This window comes from Pseudomonas sp. PA-6-3C (genome assembly GCF_021605825.1).
Taxonomy (GTDB): Bacteria; Pseudomonadota; Gammaproteobacteria; order Pseudomonadales; family Pseudomonadaceae; genus Aquipseudomonas; species Aquipseudomonas edaphica.
The window spans coordinates 61,996-77,035 of the sequence record NZ_WKDV01000024.1; the positions used below are offsets into that span (position 1 = coordinate 61,996).

At 60.2% G+C, this 15,040-nt stretch carries 11 protein-coding genes; 7 read left to right on the forward strand and 4 right to left on the reverse strand.

Annotated features, from left to right (window positions below; translation table 11 throughout):
- Position 1 precedes the first annotated feature (1 nt).
- From GIW48_RS17120 to GIW48_RS17135, 4 genes are all read right to left on the reverse strand, one after another.
- Positions 2-2,257, reverse strand: a complete 2,256-nt coding sequence (locus GIW48_RS17120) for an Orn/Lys/Arg decarboxylase N-terminal domain-containing protein (protein WP_099549130.1) — start codon at positions 2,255-2,257, stop codon at positions 2-4.
- A gap of 201 nt (positions 2,258-2,458) precedes the next feature.
- Entirely contained in the window at positions 2,459-3,199 is a 741-nt protein-coding gene (gene dnaQ, locus GIW48_RS17125) for a DNA polymerase III subunit epsilon (RefSeq protein ID WP_170040296.1), read from the reverse strand.
- Positions 3,200-3,278: 79 nt separating this feature from the next.
- Positions 3,279-3,731, reverse strand: coding sequence for a ribonuclease HI (gene rnhA / locus GIW48_RS17130; protein WP_017136932.1), 453 nt, complete (start codon positions 3,729-3,731; stop codon positions 3,279-3,281).
- Between the two features lie 31 nt (positions 3,732-3,762).
- The gene (locus tag GIW48_RS17135) at positions 3,763-4,521 is read right to left on the reverse strand and encodes a class I SAM-dependent methyltransferase (protein WP_017136933.1); all 759 of its coding nucleotides are present in this window, start codon (positions 4,519-4,521) and stop codon (positions 3,763-3,765) included.
- Positions 4,522-4,586: 65 nt separating this feature from the next.
- Here GIW48_RS17135 and gloB point away from each other — a divergent pair, with 65 nt between their 5' ends.
- The 7 genes from gloB to GIW48_RS17170 all read left to right on the forward strand — a co-directional run bounded on the left by gloB (position 4,587) and on the right by GIW48_RS17170 (position 14,433).
- Positions 4,587-5,354, forward strand: a complete 768-nt coding sequence (gloB, locus tag GIW48_RS17140; RefSeq protein ID WP_017136934.1) for a hydroxyacylglutathione hydrolase — start codon at positions 4,587-4,589, stop codon at positions 5,352-5,354.
- 98 nt (positions 5,355-5,452) lie between these two features.
- A complete protein-coding gene (locus tag GIW48_RS17145) occupies positions 5,453-6,859 on the forward strand; it encodes a transglycosylase SLT domain-containing protein (protein WP_056859491.1) in 1,407 nt (468 codons plus the stop codon).
- 211 nt (positions 6,860-7,070) lie between these two features.
- Positions 7,071-8,900, forward strand: coding sequence for an extracellular solute-binding protein (locus GIW48_RS17150; protein WP_017136935.1), 1,830 nt, complete (start codon positions 7,071-7,073; stop codon positions 8,898-8,900).
- Positions 8,897-10,726: an extracellular solute-binding protein gene (locus GIW48_RS17155; protein WP_236462121.1), complete on the forward strand. Its 1,830-nt coding sequence runs from the start codon at positions 8,897-8,899 to the stop codon at positions 10,724-10,726. The genes GIW48_RS17150 and GIW48_RS17155 overlap by 4 nt, the downstream gene beginning before the upstream one ends.
- Positions 10,727-11,800 carry a microcin C ABC transporter permease YejB gene (locus GIW48_RS17160; protein WP_099549133.1) on the forward strand — a complete coding sequence of 358 codons (1,074 nt, stop codon included), beginning with the start codon at positions 10,727-10,729 and terminating at the stop codon, positions 11,798-11,800.
- 1 nt (position 11,801) lies between these two features.
- The gene (locus GIW48_RS17165) at positions 11,802-12,821 is read left to right on the forward strand and encodes an ABC transporter permease (protein ID WP_012723835.1); all 1,020 of its coding nucleotides are present in this window, start codon (positions 11,802-11,804) and stop codon (positions 12,819-12,821) included.
- A gap of 1 nt (position 12,822) precedes the next feature.
- Positions 12,823-14,433: an ABC transporter ATP-binding protein gene (locus GIW48_RS17170; RefSeq protein ID WP_236462124.1), complete on the forward strand. Its 1,611-nt coding sequence runs from the start codon at positions 12,823-12,825 to the stop codon at positions 14,431-14,433.
- Positions 14,434-15,040 lie beyond the last annotated feature (607 nt).

Sequence of the window (15,040 nt, forward strand, 5' to 3'; positions counted from 1 at the left end):
CTTAACCCTTGATGCAATCGACGGTGTAACAACGGCCACTGCCGTCATCTTCGTGTTGCAACCCATGAACATCGGCGACAAAACCGGGGAAACTGCTATCGAACGTACGGGCAAATGCCAGATAGTCGATGATCGAGCGTGTCGACTCGGTAAAGCGCTCGCCCGGCATGATCAACGGGATGCCCGGCGGATAAGGCACCAGCATCACGGCTGCGATGCGTCCTGGCAAGGCGTCAATGGAAACGGCTTCGACTTCACCCCTGACCAGTTGGTCGTAGGCATCGGCCGGTTTCATCGCAATTTCCGGCAACACGGTGTACATCCGCTTGAGGTGCTTGGCGGTGGCGTTGCTGCGGTAACAACTATGCAATTGGTCGCACAGGTCACGCAAACCCAGGCCTTGATAACGTGCCGGGCCTTCTTTGAACACCGAGGGTAAACAACTGGCCAGGCTGGCATTGGCGTCGTAGTTGCGCTTGAACTCCAGCAATTCGGTGAGCAAGGTACTCCATTTGCCTTTGGTAATGCCCATGGAGAACAACACCAGGAAGGAATACAAACCGGTCTTTTCCACCACCAGCCCCCGTTCCCAGAGGAATTTGCTGACCACTGCGGCGGGAATTCCGCAGTCGCTCAAGGCGCCACCGGCGTTGAGGCCGGGCATCACCAAAGTGACTTTGATCGGGTCCAGCAACACATAGTCTTCGGCCACATCGCCAAAGCCATGCCAGTCATCCTGCGGGTGCAACAGCCAATCCGCGGTGGCGACCCGGTCGATGCCGGCCACCGACGGTGGTTGCCAGATGGAGAACCACCAGTCTTCGGCAGCAATATGCTGGCGCAGGTTGGCCAGGGCACGGCGAAAGCTCAGGGCTTCGTCGAACATCTCCTGCAACAGCGAGCGCCCGGCCGGGCCTTCCATCATCGCCGAAGCCACATCCAGCGAGGCGATGATGCTGTATTGCGGCGAAGTGGAGATGTGCATCATGAAGGCTTCGTTGAAGCGGTCGCGGTCCAGCTGGCGCGCGCCACCGTCCTGCACGTGGATCATCGACGCCTGGCTGAAGGCCGCGAGCAATTTGTGGGTCGAGTGGGTAGTGAATACCAGCGGGCTGTCGGCAGTGCGCGAAGTACCCATGCCATAGCGGCCGGCGAAAAACTCATGAAAGGCCGCGTAGGCGTACCAGGCCTCGTCGAAATGCAACACCTCGACACTGTTGCCCAGTTGCTGTTTGATCAGTTCGGCGTTGTAGCACAGTCCGTCATAGGTGGAGTTGGTGACCACCGCCAGTTTCACTTTCGCCGGCCGGCCACGGGTCAAGGGGCTGGCTTCAATTTTGGCGCGGATCGACTCGGGGCTGAATTCGCTTAAGGGGATCGGGCCGATAATCCCCAGTTCATTGCGCTCCGGGCACAGGTACAGCGGGATCGCGCCGGTCATGATGATCGAATGCAGCACCGACTTGTGGCAGTTTCGATCCACCAACACCAAGTCATCGCGCCCGACCATGGAATGCCAGACGATCTTGTTGGCCGTCGAGGTGCCGTTGATCACAAAGAACGTGTGATCGGCGCCAAAGTTACGCGCCGCGCGGGCTTCGGCTTCGGCCAAGGGCCCGGTGTGATCGAGCAATGACCCCAGCTCCGGCACCGACACGGACAAGTCCGAACGCAGGGTGTTTTCGCCAAAGAATTGATGAAACGCCTGCCCCACCGGGCTTTTGCGATAAGCCACACCGCCGCCATGGCCGGGGGTGTGCCAGGAATAGTTGGAATCGGCCGTGTGCTGCACCAGCGCTTTGAAGAACGGCGGCAACAAGCCATCAAGGTAGGCGCGTGCAGCGCGAGCCACTTGGCGGGCCAGAAACGGCACGGTGTCTTCGAACAGGTACAGAATGCCGCGCAGTTGGTTGAGCTCGCTCATGGCATCGGCCGGCGCGTTTTCCAGGGTGACCTGCTCGCCCAGGGCAAAGATCGGCAGGTTGGGCGCCCTCACCCGCGCCAGGCGAATCAGCTCGACCATGTTTTGCAGCAGGTGGGTGTTTTCGCCAGCGCCCTCGGCGGCAATCAACATGCACGCCAGGCCATGATGGGTAGAAGCCACCAATCGGCCTTCGGCGTAATCCACCGCAGAAAAAATACTGAAGCCCTCTTGTTCCAACTCCCTGGCGATGCCTCTGACCCGATCACCGGCAACGGTGTCGGCCTTGATGTCACGGTGCACGATAAGAACAGGGAACTTCAGGTCTTTGTACATGAGTGCTTTGAGTCCTGAGGGCTATGCACTCAGGGTAGAAGCTGGGAGGGGATGTGGCGAATGAAGATTTTACAGACGACGCAAATCTACTGTGGGAGCTGGCTTGCCTGCGATGCAGGCACCTCGGTACTTCAGGCACACCGAGTTGATGCCATCGCAGGCAAGCCAGCTCCCACATTTTTTAATCGTGTTCAGCCGTGATTATTGCTGAGTCAGTTGCGACCACAACGCCGGCGCACCCGCCGACTTGGCAATCGCTTCCAGGCGCGCCGCATGCTCAGCCAGATCCTGCTCGCTGGCACGGATGATGGTGGTCGGCTTGCGATCCGCCGCCAAACGGCGGATTTCCGAAGGACGGTTGCCCGAACCTTCCGCCGAGCCGCTGCCATCGGAAGCATTACCGGCCAGGGACAGGCTGGTCTGCCCGCCGGTCATGGTCAGGTAAACGTCGGCGAGAATCTCGGAGTCGAGCAAGGCGCCGTGCAATTCACGGCCAGAGTTATCAACCCCATAACGTTTGCACAACGCATCCAGGCTGTTGCGCTGGCCGGGGTGACGCTCACGGGCCATCATCAAGGTATCGAGAATCGAGCAGTGCTGGGCGATATCCGCACGCTCGGTCTGCCCCATCAGGGCAAACTCGTTATTGATGAACCCGACGTCGAACGCCGCGTTATGGATGATCAGTTGAGCGCCGTTGATGAACTCGAAAAACTCGTCCGCCACTTCAGCAAAGCGCGGCTTGCCCTTGAGGAATTCATCCGTAATACCGTGGACGCCAATTGCGCCCTCGTCACTGTCACGATCCGGTTGCAGGTAGACGTGAAAGTGACGCCCGGTGAGGCGGCGACCCATCAATTCGACACAGCCGATTTCAATGATCCGGTGACCATCGGTCACCGGCATGCCGGTGGTTTCGGTATCGAGTACAACAGATCGGATGGCCATCAGGGTTCAGCTCTCAACGGTGGTGTGCAGTGTGGTGTGAATCAAGGGGCGCGATGTTAACACGTCAGCCGGCTCAGCTCTGTTTGTAGCCCCGAACTTCATCCACGCCACGGTTGGCCAATTGATCGGCGCGCTCGTTGCCCGGGTGGCCGATGTGGCCGCGTACCCATTTCCAGGTGATGTCATGGCGGTTGCATTGCTCATCGAGGAGTTGCCACAGGTCGGCATTCTTTACCGGCTCTTTGGCCGCGGTTTTCCAGCCGCGCTTCTTCCAGTTGACCATCCACTCGTTGATGCCCTTCATCACGTATTGCGAGTCGGTCACCAACAGCACGTCACAGCGACGCTTGAGTTCTTCCAGGCCGCGAATGGCGCCCATCAGCTCCATGCGGTTGTTGGTGGTGTTGGCTTCGCCGCCCCACAGTTCCTTCTCCACACCTTTGCACACCAGCAACGCGCCCCAGCCGCCGGGGCCAGGGTTGCCCTTGCAGGCGCCATCGGTGAAGAGTTCTACGGTATCGGTCATCAGTTGCTCGGTCTTCAATCAAAAAGAGGGGTTACGGTTCGCTCTGCTTGCGGTTGACCTTGGCCATCGGCATCGGCACCAGCTTGCCCATGGGCTGACGCGCGACCTGCCGCACCGGCCGCAGCCCGACCACGATCTTGCGCGCGACCAATAAATAGAAGCCACCGCCCGACAGTTGCCAGGCACCCGCCCGGCGCTCCCAGCCGGCCAGCCGTCCTTGCCACTTGGCAGACGCAAGCGGCGGACGATAGCACCCGAAGCGGCGTTTCTCCAGCGCGAAGCCCAGCAGGTTCAGCCAGTCGCCCACCCGCGATGGCGCGATGCAGCGCGCCTGGCGCAGGCCGTCATGGGCGAACACATGGCGCAGGCCCCAACTGCTCCAGGGGTTGATGCCGATGATCAGCAAATGGCCACCTGGGCGCACGCTGCTGGCGGCCTCGCGCAGCAAACCGTGGGGCGACAGGCAGAAATCCAGGCCGTGCTGCAGCACCACTACATCGGCAGCATGTTCGCTCAGCGGCCAGGCCTGTTCCTCGCACACAATCTCGACCCCAGGCAACGGCGCGCCCAGGCGCACATTGCGTTGCACCTGCGGCGCAGCGGGCGGCGTCTGGGCCGACGGGCCGTAGTGCACCAGGTAGCCACCAAAGAACCGGCCCAGCTCGTCTTCGAGCATGCGCCGCTCTTCGTCCAGCAAAAATTGCCCGATCGGCCCGGACAGCCAATCACGGGCTGCGCTGATCAGGGCCAGCCATTCAGGATCGGCCTGGGCGAACGCTTTATCAGTCATTGCATTCTCCAATTCGCCTAGACGTTCTAAGATGCACCAAAGTGTTCAGCTTGGCGAATCGAAGAATGATACAGATCAGTGCCCTGCCCGCCTTCACCGATAACTACATCTGGTTGTTACAAGACCCTGATACCCTACGCTGCGCCGTGGTCGACCCCGGCGATGCCGCGCCGGTGCTGGCCTGGCTCAAGCAAAACCCTGGGTACAGGCTCAGCGACATCCTGATCACCCACCACCACCATGATCATGTCGGCGGCGTCGAACAGCTCAAACATGCAACCGGCGCCAAGGTTTACGGCCCGGCGAACGAAAAGATCCCGGCGCGGGACGTGGCCCTGCACGATAACGCGCGCATCAACGCGCTCGGCTGGGACTTCGACGTTTATAGCGTGCCCGGCCACACCCTCGGCCATATCGCCTATTACCACCAGGGCGTGCTGTTTTGTGGCGATACCCTGTTTGCCGCCGGCTGCGGGCGCCTGTTCGAAGGCACCCCGGAACAAATGCACGCCTCGCTAGCGCGCCTGGCCGCCCTGCCCGCCGACACGCTGGTGTACTGCACACATGAGTACACGCAAAGTAACCTCAAATTTGCCCACGCCGTGGAACCGGACAATGCCGATATCGCCGAACGCGTCGAGACCGTCAAGCAATTGCGCGCCCGTGGTGAAATGACACTTCCCTCCAACCTGGCCCTGGAAAAACGTACTAACCCTTTCCTGCGTACCGCCGAAACATCCGTTAAACAAAAAGCGGACGAACGGAACGGTCGCGACAACCGCACTGGGGCCGAGGTGTTTGCTAGCTTGAGGGCTTGGAAAGATAAGTTCTAAGCGGATGCAATCTGATACGGAATTTCTGAATGGTTGACCGGAACCAAAGCGCTTTCTAGAATCGCCCGACATTTTTGCCCGGAACTTACTTCCAGCCAATGTCGTCATCTATTCGTAAATCCATTTCTTCAGACGCATTGACCCGCCTGGCTCAAGCCGTGGCGGTGGCCGTTTCCGCGACTCTGGCGGGCTGCCAATCGACCAATTTCGCTGCACAATCCACCGTGCAACCCAAACCCAATCTTGCTGCCAAGATCAAGCAAAAACCTATTTGGCTCTCAGAGAAGCCTAGCCCCGAAGTGCCCCAGGATGTCTGGGAACGCATGCGCCGGGGCTTTCAATTGCAGGACGGCCTGGGTGTGAACCCGCGCATCGAGCAACAACGCTTGTGGTTCGCCAGCAACCCGTCCTTTTTAGAGAACGCCGGAGAACGCGGCAGCCTCTACATTCATTACATCGTCGAACGCCTTGAAGAACGCAACATGCCCCTGGAGCTGGCGCTGCTGCCAGTGATCGAAAGTGCCTACAACCCGATGGCCTATTCGCGCAGCGATGCGGTCGGCCTGTGGCAGTTCATCCCCTCCACCGGGCGCTACTTCAACCTGCGCCAGACCCGCGCCTACGACGGCCGCCGCGATATCACCGCCTCCACCACCGCCGCCCTGGACTATCTGACGCGCCTGCATGACATGTTCAACGGCGACTGGCTGCTGGCCCTGGCGGCCTACAATGCCGGCGAAGGCACGGTCAGCCGGGCCATCGAGCGCAACGAAAAGCTCGGCCTGCCCACCGACTACTGGAACCTGCCCCTGCCCCAGGAAACCAAGGACTACGTGCCCAAGTTCCTGGCGCTGTCCCAAGTGGTGCTGGCCCCCGAGGCCTATGGCGTCAACCTGAGCCCAATTGCCAACACGCCGTACTTCGAAGTGGTTGAAGTCAAGCAAAGCATGGACCTGTCCCGGGTTGCCGCGCTGGCCGAGATCGACGAAGACGAACTGTTCCAGCTCAACCCGGCCCTGAAACAACGCACCACCCTGGACGGCCCGCAGCATTTGCTCGTGCCAAGCTCCAAGGCGCAGTTGCTCACCAGCACCCTTTCGACGATGAAGCCCGAAGAATTGCTGGCGATGCGCCCGAAAAAGCAGGTGTTCGACGAAGTTGAGAGCACACGGGTGGCCGGGCGTACCCGCAACTACAAGGTCCGCAGTGGCGACAACCTCACGCTGATCGCCAAGGCGAACAAGGTCGATGTACATGACCTGCAGCGCTGGAATAAACTCAATGGCCAGGCCCTCAAGGTCGGCCAGACCCTGGTGATGCAGGACACCCGCAAACTGGTGGCCAGCAGCAAGAAACCGGTGCAGTACAAGGTCAAGAAAGGCGACTCGCTGTACATCGTCGCCAAGCGCTTCAACGTCGAGATGCAACATCTCAAGCGTTGGAACCCGCGTACTGGCCAGGCGTTGAAGCCGGGGCAGATGCTGGTGGTTTCCGGGCCGCGCTAACCCCTCAAGAACACTGGGGAGCAAATGTGGGAGCGGGCTTGCTCGCGAAAGCGGTGGCACATTCAACATCTCTGTTGACTGACACACTGCATTCGCGAGCAAGCCCGCTCCCACATTGGATCTCCAGTGTTTTCAGCGACCTTTTTCCAACCGGAACAAGCTGTTACTGTACCGATCATAAAGCCCAAGCCGCCTGGATCGGATCTCTGACTTGAAGCGTCCCCTCCTTCTACTAATAAGTCTGGCCTTGAGCTTTGCTGCGAACGCGACGATTACCGAGAGCCACGGTTACACGCAGTTCGGCACACTCAAGTACCCGGCCAAATTCACCCACTTCGACTGGGTAAACCCTGCAGCGCCCAAAGGCGGGACATTGCGGGTCATGGCATTTGGCACCTTCGATACCCTCAACCCCTACACCTTCAAGGGCACCAGCCCGGTTTCCACGCCCAATTTCCTGCAATACGGCGTCAACGAGCTGAACGAACCGCTGATGGTCGGCACCGGCCAGTACGCGCCGTCCGGTGACGAGCCCACCTCCAGCTACGGGCTGATTGCCCAATCGGTGGAGTACAGCGAGGACCGCAGTTGGGTGGTGTTCAACCTGCGCCCGGAAGCGCGCTTCCATGATGGCAAGCCGATCACCGCTTATGACGTGGCATTTTCCTATCGCACCCTGCTCACCGAAGGCCACCCGCAGTACCGCACCAACCTGCAGGAAGTGGCGCGGGTCGACATTCTCAACCGCCATCGCATCCGTTTTGTGTTCAAACGCGCCGGCAACCCACTGCTGATCCTGCGTCTGGGCGAACTGCCGGTTCTACCCCAGCATTACTGGAAGAACCGCGACTTCAAGGCCACCACCTTCGAGCCGCCTTTGGGCAGCGGGCCGTATCGCATCACCAAGGTCACCCCGGGCCGCCAGCTGGTGTTCGAGCGGGTCAAGGATTACTGGGGCAAAGACCTGCCGGTCAACCAGGGGTTCTACAACTACGACAAGGTCGAAGTGGAGTTCTACCGCGACAGCGACGTGGCCTTCGAAGCCTTCAAGGCCGGTGAATTCGACCTCTATATCGAACACCAGGCCAAGAACTGGGCCACTGGCTACAACTTCCCCGCGGTCAACCGCGGCGACGTGATCAAGGCGCAGATCGCCCACCAGATCCCGACCCAGAGCCAGGGCTTGTTCATGAACACGCGGCGGCCGATCTTCAGCCAGACCAAAGTGCGTGAAGCCCTGGGGTTGATGTTCGATTTTGAATGGACCAACCGCACCCTGTTCAGCAGCGCCTATAAACGCACGCTCAGTTACTACCCCAACAGTGAGTTTTCTGCGACCGGCGTGCCAGTGGGGCATGAATGGCTGATGCTCTCGCCCTACCGCGACCAGTTGCCGCCCAACCTGTTCACTCAAGCCTTCAGCCTGCCGCAGACCGACGGCCGCGGCATCCCGCGCGAGACGTTGCGCCGCGCCCTGGCCTTGCTCGGCGAAGCGGGCTGGAAACTCTCAGACCAGCGCCTGCTCGACAGCAAGGGCCAACCGCTGCGCTTCGAGATTCTGCTGGTCAACCCGAACCTTGAACGCATCCTGCAGCCCTACGTCGAAAACCTCAAAAGTATCGGCATCGACGCGCGCCTGCGCACGGTTGACCGGGCGCAATACAAGCAGCGCCTGGATCAGTTCGACTACGACATGATCCTGATCACCCTCAACCAGACCTTGAGCCCGGGCCTTGAGCAGTGGCAGTACTTCCACTCCAGCCAGGCGGCCATCAAGGGCAGCAAAAACTACGCCGGCATCGCCAACCCGGTGGTCGACCACCTGCTCGACCAACTGCTGGCGGCGCAGACCCGCGAAGAACAATTGGCCGCCGGCCGCGCCCTCGACCGGGTGCTGCTGTGGCAGCACTACAGTATTCCCAACTGGTACCTCAACTATCATCGCTTGGCGTACCGCAACCGGTTCGCCTTTGTCACCACGCCGCCCTATAGCCTGGGTTTGAGCGCGTGGTGGCTGAAAGCTTCGGAGAAAGCCCAATGATGACCTTGCGCACCGCCCTGTTTGGCGCCTTGTTAGCGTGCGGCGCAGCCAATGCCGCGCCGCAACATGCGCTGACCCTGTACAGCGAGCCACCCAAGTACCCCGCCGACTTCAAGCATTTCGACTATGTAAACCCCGACGCGCCCAAGGGCGGCACCTTCCGTGAATCGAGCATGGGCGGCTTCGACAGCCTCAACCCCTACATCAGCAAGGGCGTGCCCGCAGACAACCTGCCGCTGATCTACGACACCCTGGCCATGCAAAGCCTGGACGAGCCCGTCACCGAGTACGGCCTGGTGGCCGGCAAGATCGAAAAGGCTCCGGACAACAGCTGGGTGCGCTTCTACCTGCGCCCCGAAGCGCGCTTCCATGATGGCCATCCGATCCGGGCCGAAGACGTCGTGTTCACCTTCCAGGCGCTGATCAAGGACGGTTCGCCGCTCTACCGCAACTACTACGCCGACGTCGACGAAGTGGTCGCCGAAGACCCGCTGCGTGTGCTGTTCAAGTTCAAGCGCACCAATAACCGTGAATTACCGCTGATCCTCGGCCAACTGCCGGTATTGCCCAAGCATTGGTGGGCAACGCGCGACTTTGCCAAGGGCAACCTGGAAATACCGCTGGGCAGTGGCCCGTACAAGGTTGCCGAGGTCAAACCCGGGCGCATGGTGCGCTATGAGCGGGTCAAGGATTACTGGGCCAAGGACCTGCCGGTAACCCAGGGCTTCTACAACTTCGACAACCGCATCACCGACTACTACCGTGACAGCACCGTGGCCCTGGAAGCCTTGAAAGCCGGGCAGTTCGACTATTGGCTGGAGTTCAGCGCCAAGAACTGGGCCAACGCCTACAACATTCCGGCCGTGGCCCAGGGTCGGTTGATCAAGGAAGAAATTCCCAACGGCAATCCCACCGGCATGCAAGGGTTTGTGTTCAATACGCGCAAGCCGATGTTCCAGGATGTGCGGGTACGCAAGGCCATCAGCCTGCTGCTGGATTTCGAGTGGAGCAACAAACAGCTGTTCAATGGCGCCTACACCCGCACCCGCAGCTACTTCGAAAACTCGGAGATGGCCGCCACCGGCCTGCCCGGCCCGGCGGAAACCGCCATCCTGGCGCCGTTTCGCGACAAGATCCCTGCCGAAGTCTTCACCCAAGCCTTCGAGCCGGCCAAGACCGACGGCAGCGGCATGATCCGCACCCAGCAGCGTGAGGCTTACCAGCTGTTGCAGGAGGCTGGCTGGAAGATCGTCGACGACAAAATGGTCGACACCACCGGCAAACCGGTGACCATCGAATTCCTGCTTGCCCAGACCGAGTTTGAGCGGGTATTGCTGCCATTCAAGCGCAACCTGGCCGACCTCGGAATCAACCTGGTGATCCGCCGCGTTGACGTTTCGCAGTACATCAACCGCCTGCGTTCGCGGGACTTCGACATGCTGGTGGGCAGCTTCCCGCAGTCCACCTCGCCGGGTAACGAGCAGCGCGAATTCTGGTCGTCCGCCGCCGACAAATCCGGCAGCCGCAACTACATGGGTCTCAAGGATCCGGTGGTCGACCAACTCGTCGAAGAACTGATCAACGCCGACTCGCGCCAAAGCCTGGTCGACCACGCCAAGGCGCTGGATCGGGTCTTGCAGTTTGGCTACTACGTGATCCCCAACTGGCACATCAAGACTTACCGCGTGGCGTACTGGGATCACTTGGGTCACCCCAAAGTCCCGCCACGCTACGACGTCGGCACGGCCACCTGGTGGGCCAAACCTGAAGTCAAACCTGCCGTCGACACTGTCAAGAGCGCCGATCCGGCGAGCGGAGGCGATTAAATGCTGGCCTATATTGTTCGCCGCCTGTTGCTGATCATCCCCACGCTGTTCGGGATCCTGCTGATCAACTTCATCATCATCCAGGCCGCCCCCGGTGGCCCGGTGGAGCAGATGATCGCCAAACTCGAAGGGTTCGACGGCGCCACCAGCCGCATTGCCGGTGGCGGCGCCGAGGTCTCGGTGGCCGGCTCCAGCTACCGCGGCGCCCAGGGCCTGGACCCGGCGCTGATCAAGGAAATCGAAAAGATGTACGGCTTCGACAAGTCGGCGCCGGAACGCTTGTGGATCATGGTCAAGAACTACGCACGGCTGGATTTTGGCGACAGTTTCTTTCGCGACGCCAAGGTCATCGACCTGATCAAGGAAAAGATGCCGGTGTCCATCTCCCTCGGGTTATGGAGCACGCTGATCATGTACCTGGTGTCGATCCCGCTCGGCATCGCCAAGGCTACCCGGCACGGCAGCCACTTTGACGTGTGGACCAGCTCGGCGATCATCGTCGGCTATGCCATCCCGGCGTTTTTGTTCGCGATTTTGCTGATCGTGGTGTTTGCCGGCGGCAGTTACCTGGACTGGTTCCCCTTGCGCGGGCTGACCTCCAACAACTTCGAGGAACTGAGCTTTGGCGGCAAGATCCTCGATTATTTCTGGCACCTGGCCCTGCCCGTCACCGCGCTGGTGATCGGCAACTTCGCGACCATGACCCTGCTGACCAAAAACAGCTTCCTCGACGAAATCAACAAACAGTACGTGGTCACCGCCAAAGCCAAAGGCCTGACCAACCACCGCGTGCTCTACGGCCATGTGTTTCGTAACGCCATGCTGCTGGTGATTGCCGGTTTCCCCTCGGCATTTATCGGGATTTTCTTCACCGGTTCGCTGTTGGTCGAGGTGATCTTTTCCCTCGATGGCCTGGGCCTGATGAGCTTTGAAGCGGCGATCAACCGCGATTATCCGGTGGTGTTCGGCACGCTGTTTATCTTCACCCTGCTGGGGCTGATCGTGAAACTGATCGGCGACCTCACTTACACCCTGGTCGATCCGCGCATCGACTTCGCCAGCCGGGAGCATTGAGATGAACCTGTCCCCCCTCAATCGCCGCCGGTTCGAGCGTTTCAAAGCCAACAAACGTGGCTGGTGGTCGCTGTGGCTGTTCCTGATTCTGTTCGTGCTCAGCCTGGGCGCCGAGTTGATCGCCAACGATAAACCGCTGGCAGTCCATTACGACGGTGGCTGGTATTTCCCGGCGCTTAAACGCTACCCGGAGACCACGTTTGGCGGCGAATTCCCGCTGGAGGCCAACTACAAAAGCCCGTATATCCAGGAACTGCTCAAGGCCAAGGACGCCTGGACGCTGTGGGCGCCCATCCCGTTCAGCTACCAGAGCATCAACTACGACCTGAAAGTCCCCGCGCCAGCGCCGCCGTCTTCGGTGAACCTGCTGGGCACCGACGACCAGGGCCGCGATGTGCTGGCGCGAGTGATCTACGGCTTTCGTGTGTCGGTGCTGTTTGCCCTGACGCTGACCGTGCTCAGCTCGATCATCGGCGTCATCGCTGGCGCCTTGCAGGGTTTCTATGGCGGCTGGGTCGACCTGGCCGGCCAGCGTTTCCTGGAGATCTGGTCGGGTTTGCCGGTGCTGTACCTGCTGATCATCCTCGCCAGCTTTGTGCAGCCCAACTTCTGGTGGCTGCTGGGCATCATGTTGCTGTTTTCGTGGATGAGCCTGGTGGACGTGGTGCGCGCCGAGTTCCTGCGCGGGCGCAACCTGGAATATGTGCGTGCCGCCCGAGCGCTGGGCATGCAGAACGGCGCGATCATGTTCCGGCATATCCTGCCCAATGCCATGGTCTCGACCATGACGTTCATGCCGTTCATCCTCACCGGTGCCATTGGCACCCTCACCGCCCTGGATTTTCTCGGTTTCGGCCTGCCGGCCGGTTCGCCGTCCCTGGGCGAACTGGTGGCCCAGGGCAAATCCAACCTGCAAGCGCCGTGGCTGGGCATGAGTGCGTTTGCCGTGTTGGCGATCATGTTGAGTTTGCTGGTGTTTATCGGCGAGTCCGCTCGCGATGCCTTCGACCCGAGGAAATGAGATGAATCAGGACAATCTGATCGAAGTCCGCGACCTCTGCGTCGAGTTCGTCACCGGCGAGCATCATCACCGCGTGGTCAACAATGTCAGCTTCGATATCAAGCGCGGCGAAACCCTGGCGCTGGTCGGCGAAAGCGGCTCGGGCAAATCGGTGACCGCCCACTCGATCCTGCGCCTGTTGCCCTACCCGCTGGCGCGGCACCCGGCCGGCACCATCAGCTATTCCGGGCATGATCTGCTGACCCTCAAAGAGAAAACCATCCGGCATATTCGCGGCAACCGCATTGCGATGATCTTCCAGGAGCCAATGACCTCGTTGAACCCACTGCATTCGATCGAGAAGCAGATCAACGAAGTGCTCGGCCTGCACAAAGGCCTGACCGGTAAAGTCGCGACCCGGCGCACCCTGGAACTGCTTGAACTGGTGGGCATCCCCGAGCCGCACAAGCGCCTCAAAGCCCTGCCCCACGAACTGTCCGGCGGCCAGCGCCAGCGGGTGATGATCGCCATGGCGTTGGCCAACGAGCCCGAACTGCTGATCGCCGACGAACCGACCACGGCCCTCGACGTCACCGTGCAATTGAAGATCCTGGAACTGCTCAAAGAGCTGCAGGCCCGGCTGGGCATGGCATTGCTGCTGATCAGCCATGACTTGAACCTGGTGCGGCGCATCGCCCATCGTGTGTGTGTGATGCAGCAGGGGTGCATCGTTGAACAGGCTGATTGCGAGACGCTGTTTCAGTCGCCCCAGCACCCTTACACCCAGGAACTGCTGGCGGCGGAGCCCAGCGGTGGGCCAGCCAGTAACGAGGTCGGGCCGCCACTCTTGGAAGTCGACGACCTGAAGGTCTGGTTCCCGATCAAAAAGGGCTTTTTGCGCAACACCGTCGATTACGTCAAGGCCGTGGACGGCATCAACTTCAGCCTGCCCCAGGGCCAAACGCTGGGCATCGTCGGTGAAAGCGGCTCGGGCAAGTCCACCCTGGGCCTGGCGATTCTGCGCTTGATTGCCAGCAAAGGCGGGATTCGCTTTGAAGGCCAGCAGCTTGACCGCTTGACTCAGCACCAGGTGCGCCCGCTACGGCGGGAGATGCAGGTGGTGTTTCAAGACCCGTTCGGCAGCTTGAGCCCGCGAATGTGTGTGAGCGAGATTGTTGGCGAAGGCTTGCGTATCCACAAAATGGGCACGCCGGCCGAGCAGGAACTGGCGATTGTTGCAGCGCTCAAGGAAGTGGGCCTGGACCCGGAGTCGCGGCATCGTTACCCCCATGAGTTTTCCGGTGGGCAGCGTCAACGCATTGCCATCGCCCGTGCCTTGGTGCTCAAGCCCCGCTTGATACTGCTCGATGAACCGACGTCCGCGCTGGACCGCACGGTGCAGCGGCAAGTGGTGGAATTATTGCGGGGGCTGCAGGCCAAGTACAACCTGACGTACCTGTTTATCAGCCATGATTTGGCGGTGGTGAAGGCCTTGAGTCACCAGTTGATGGTGGTCAAGCATGGGCAGGTGGTGGAACAGGGGGACGCGGCGGGGATCTTTGCGGATCCGCAGCATGCTTATACGCGGCAGTTGTTGGAAGCTGCGTTTTTGGTGCCTGCTGTTGTGGTTTGATCGTGTACATATCCGTTATTTAGGTAACGGCGGCCTATGGTTCCGCTCTTACAGCGGGTCACTTTTGCAAGGACCGGAATGCCGGCCCAGTCAAAAGTAACCAAAAGGTCCTCGCCCCAACACTCGGTGCCTCGCTATGGCTCGGCATGCCCGCAATCCGACAGTGATTTGGGGGGCCGCCGCGATGGGCCATCCTTGGCCCAGCGCGGCTAAACCGGCATCCCTGCCGGTTTACCCCCCCAAATCCCTGTCAGATTCCGGCCATCGTGTTTAACGGGGCGATTTCAGATCAAGATCAAGATCAAAAGCGCAGATCAAAAGACCGCTGACTTCGTCATCGAAAAGGATGTAAGAGCCGGAGCAACAGCAACAGCAACAGCAACAGCAACAGCAGAGCCATACTCGATCAAAGGTGGGAGCTGGCTTGCCTGCGATGGCATCAACTCGGTGTACCTGATACACCAAGGTGTCTGCATCGCAGGCAAGCCAGCTCCCACAGAAAAGCAGATCTTCAGTGTATGCAAATCCGCCTTTCGCCTTTCGCTTTTGATTCAACCACTCAGGTCGGCTTTCAGGCCGCCGTGCTGTAGATCTTGATCTTGCTTTT

Coding starts and splice junctions, on each gene's coding strand:
- GIW48_RS17145 (WP_056859491.1), top strand. CDS start 5,453: ATGTCGTCATCTATTCGTAAATCCATTTCTTCAGACGCATTGACCCGC.
- GIW48_RS17155 (WP_236462121.1), top strand. CDS start 8,897: ATGATGACCTTGCGCACCGCCCTGTTTGGCGCCTTGTTAGCGTGCGGC.
- GIW48_RS17165 (WP_012723835.1), top strand. CDS start 11,802: ATGAACCTGTCCCCCCTCAATCGCCGCCGGTTCGAGCGTTTCAAAGCC.
- GIW48_RS17120 (WP_099549130.1), bottom strand. CDS start 2,257: ATGTACAAAGACCTGAAGTTCCCTGTTCTTATCGTGCACCGTGACATC.
- GIW48_RS17160 (WP_099549133.1), top strand. CDS start 10,727: ATGCTGGCCTATATTGTTCGCCGCCTGTTGCTGATCATCCCCACGCTG.
- GIW48_RS17170 (WP_236462124.1), top strand. CDS start 12,823: ATGAATCAGGACAATCTGATCGAAGTCCGCGACCTCTGCGTCGAGTTC.
- rnhA (WP_017136932.1), bottom strand. CDS start 3,731: ATGACCGATACCGTAGAACTCTTCACCGATGGCGCCTGCAAGGGCAAC.
- gloB (WP_017136934.1), top strand. CDS start 4,587: ATGATACAGATCAGTGCCCTGCCCGCCTTCACCGATAACTACATCTGG.
- GIW48_RS17135 (WP_017136933.1), bottom strand. CDS start 4,521: ATGACTGATAAAGCGTTCGCCCAGGCCGATCCTGAATGGCTGGCCCTG.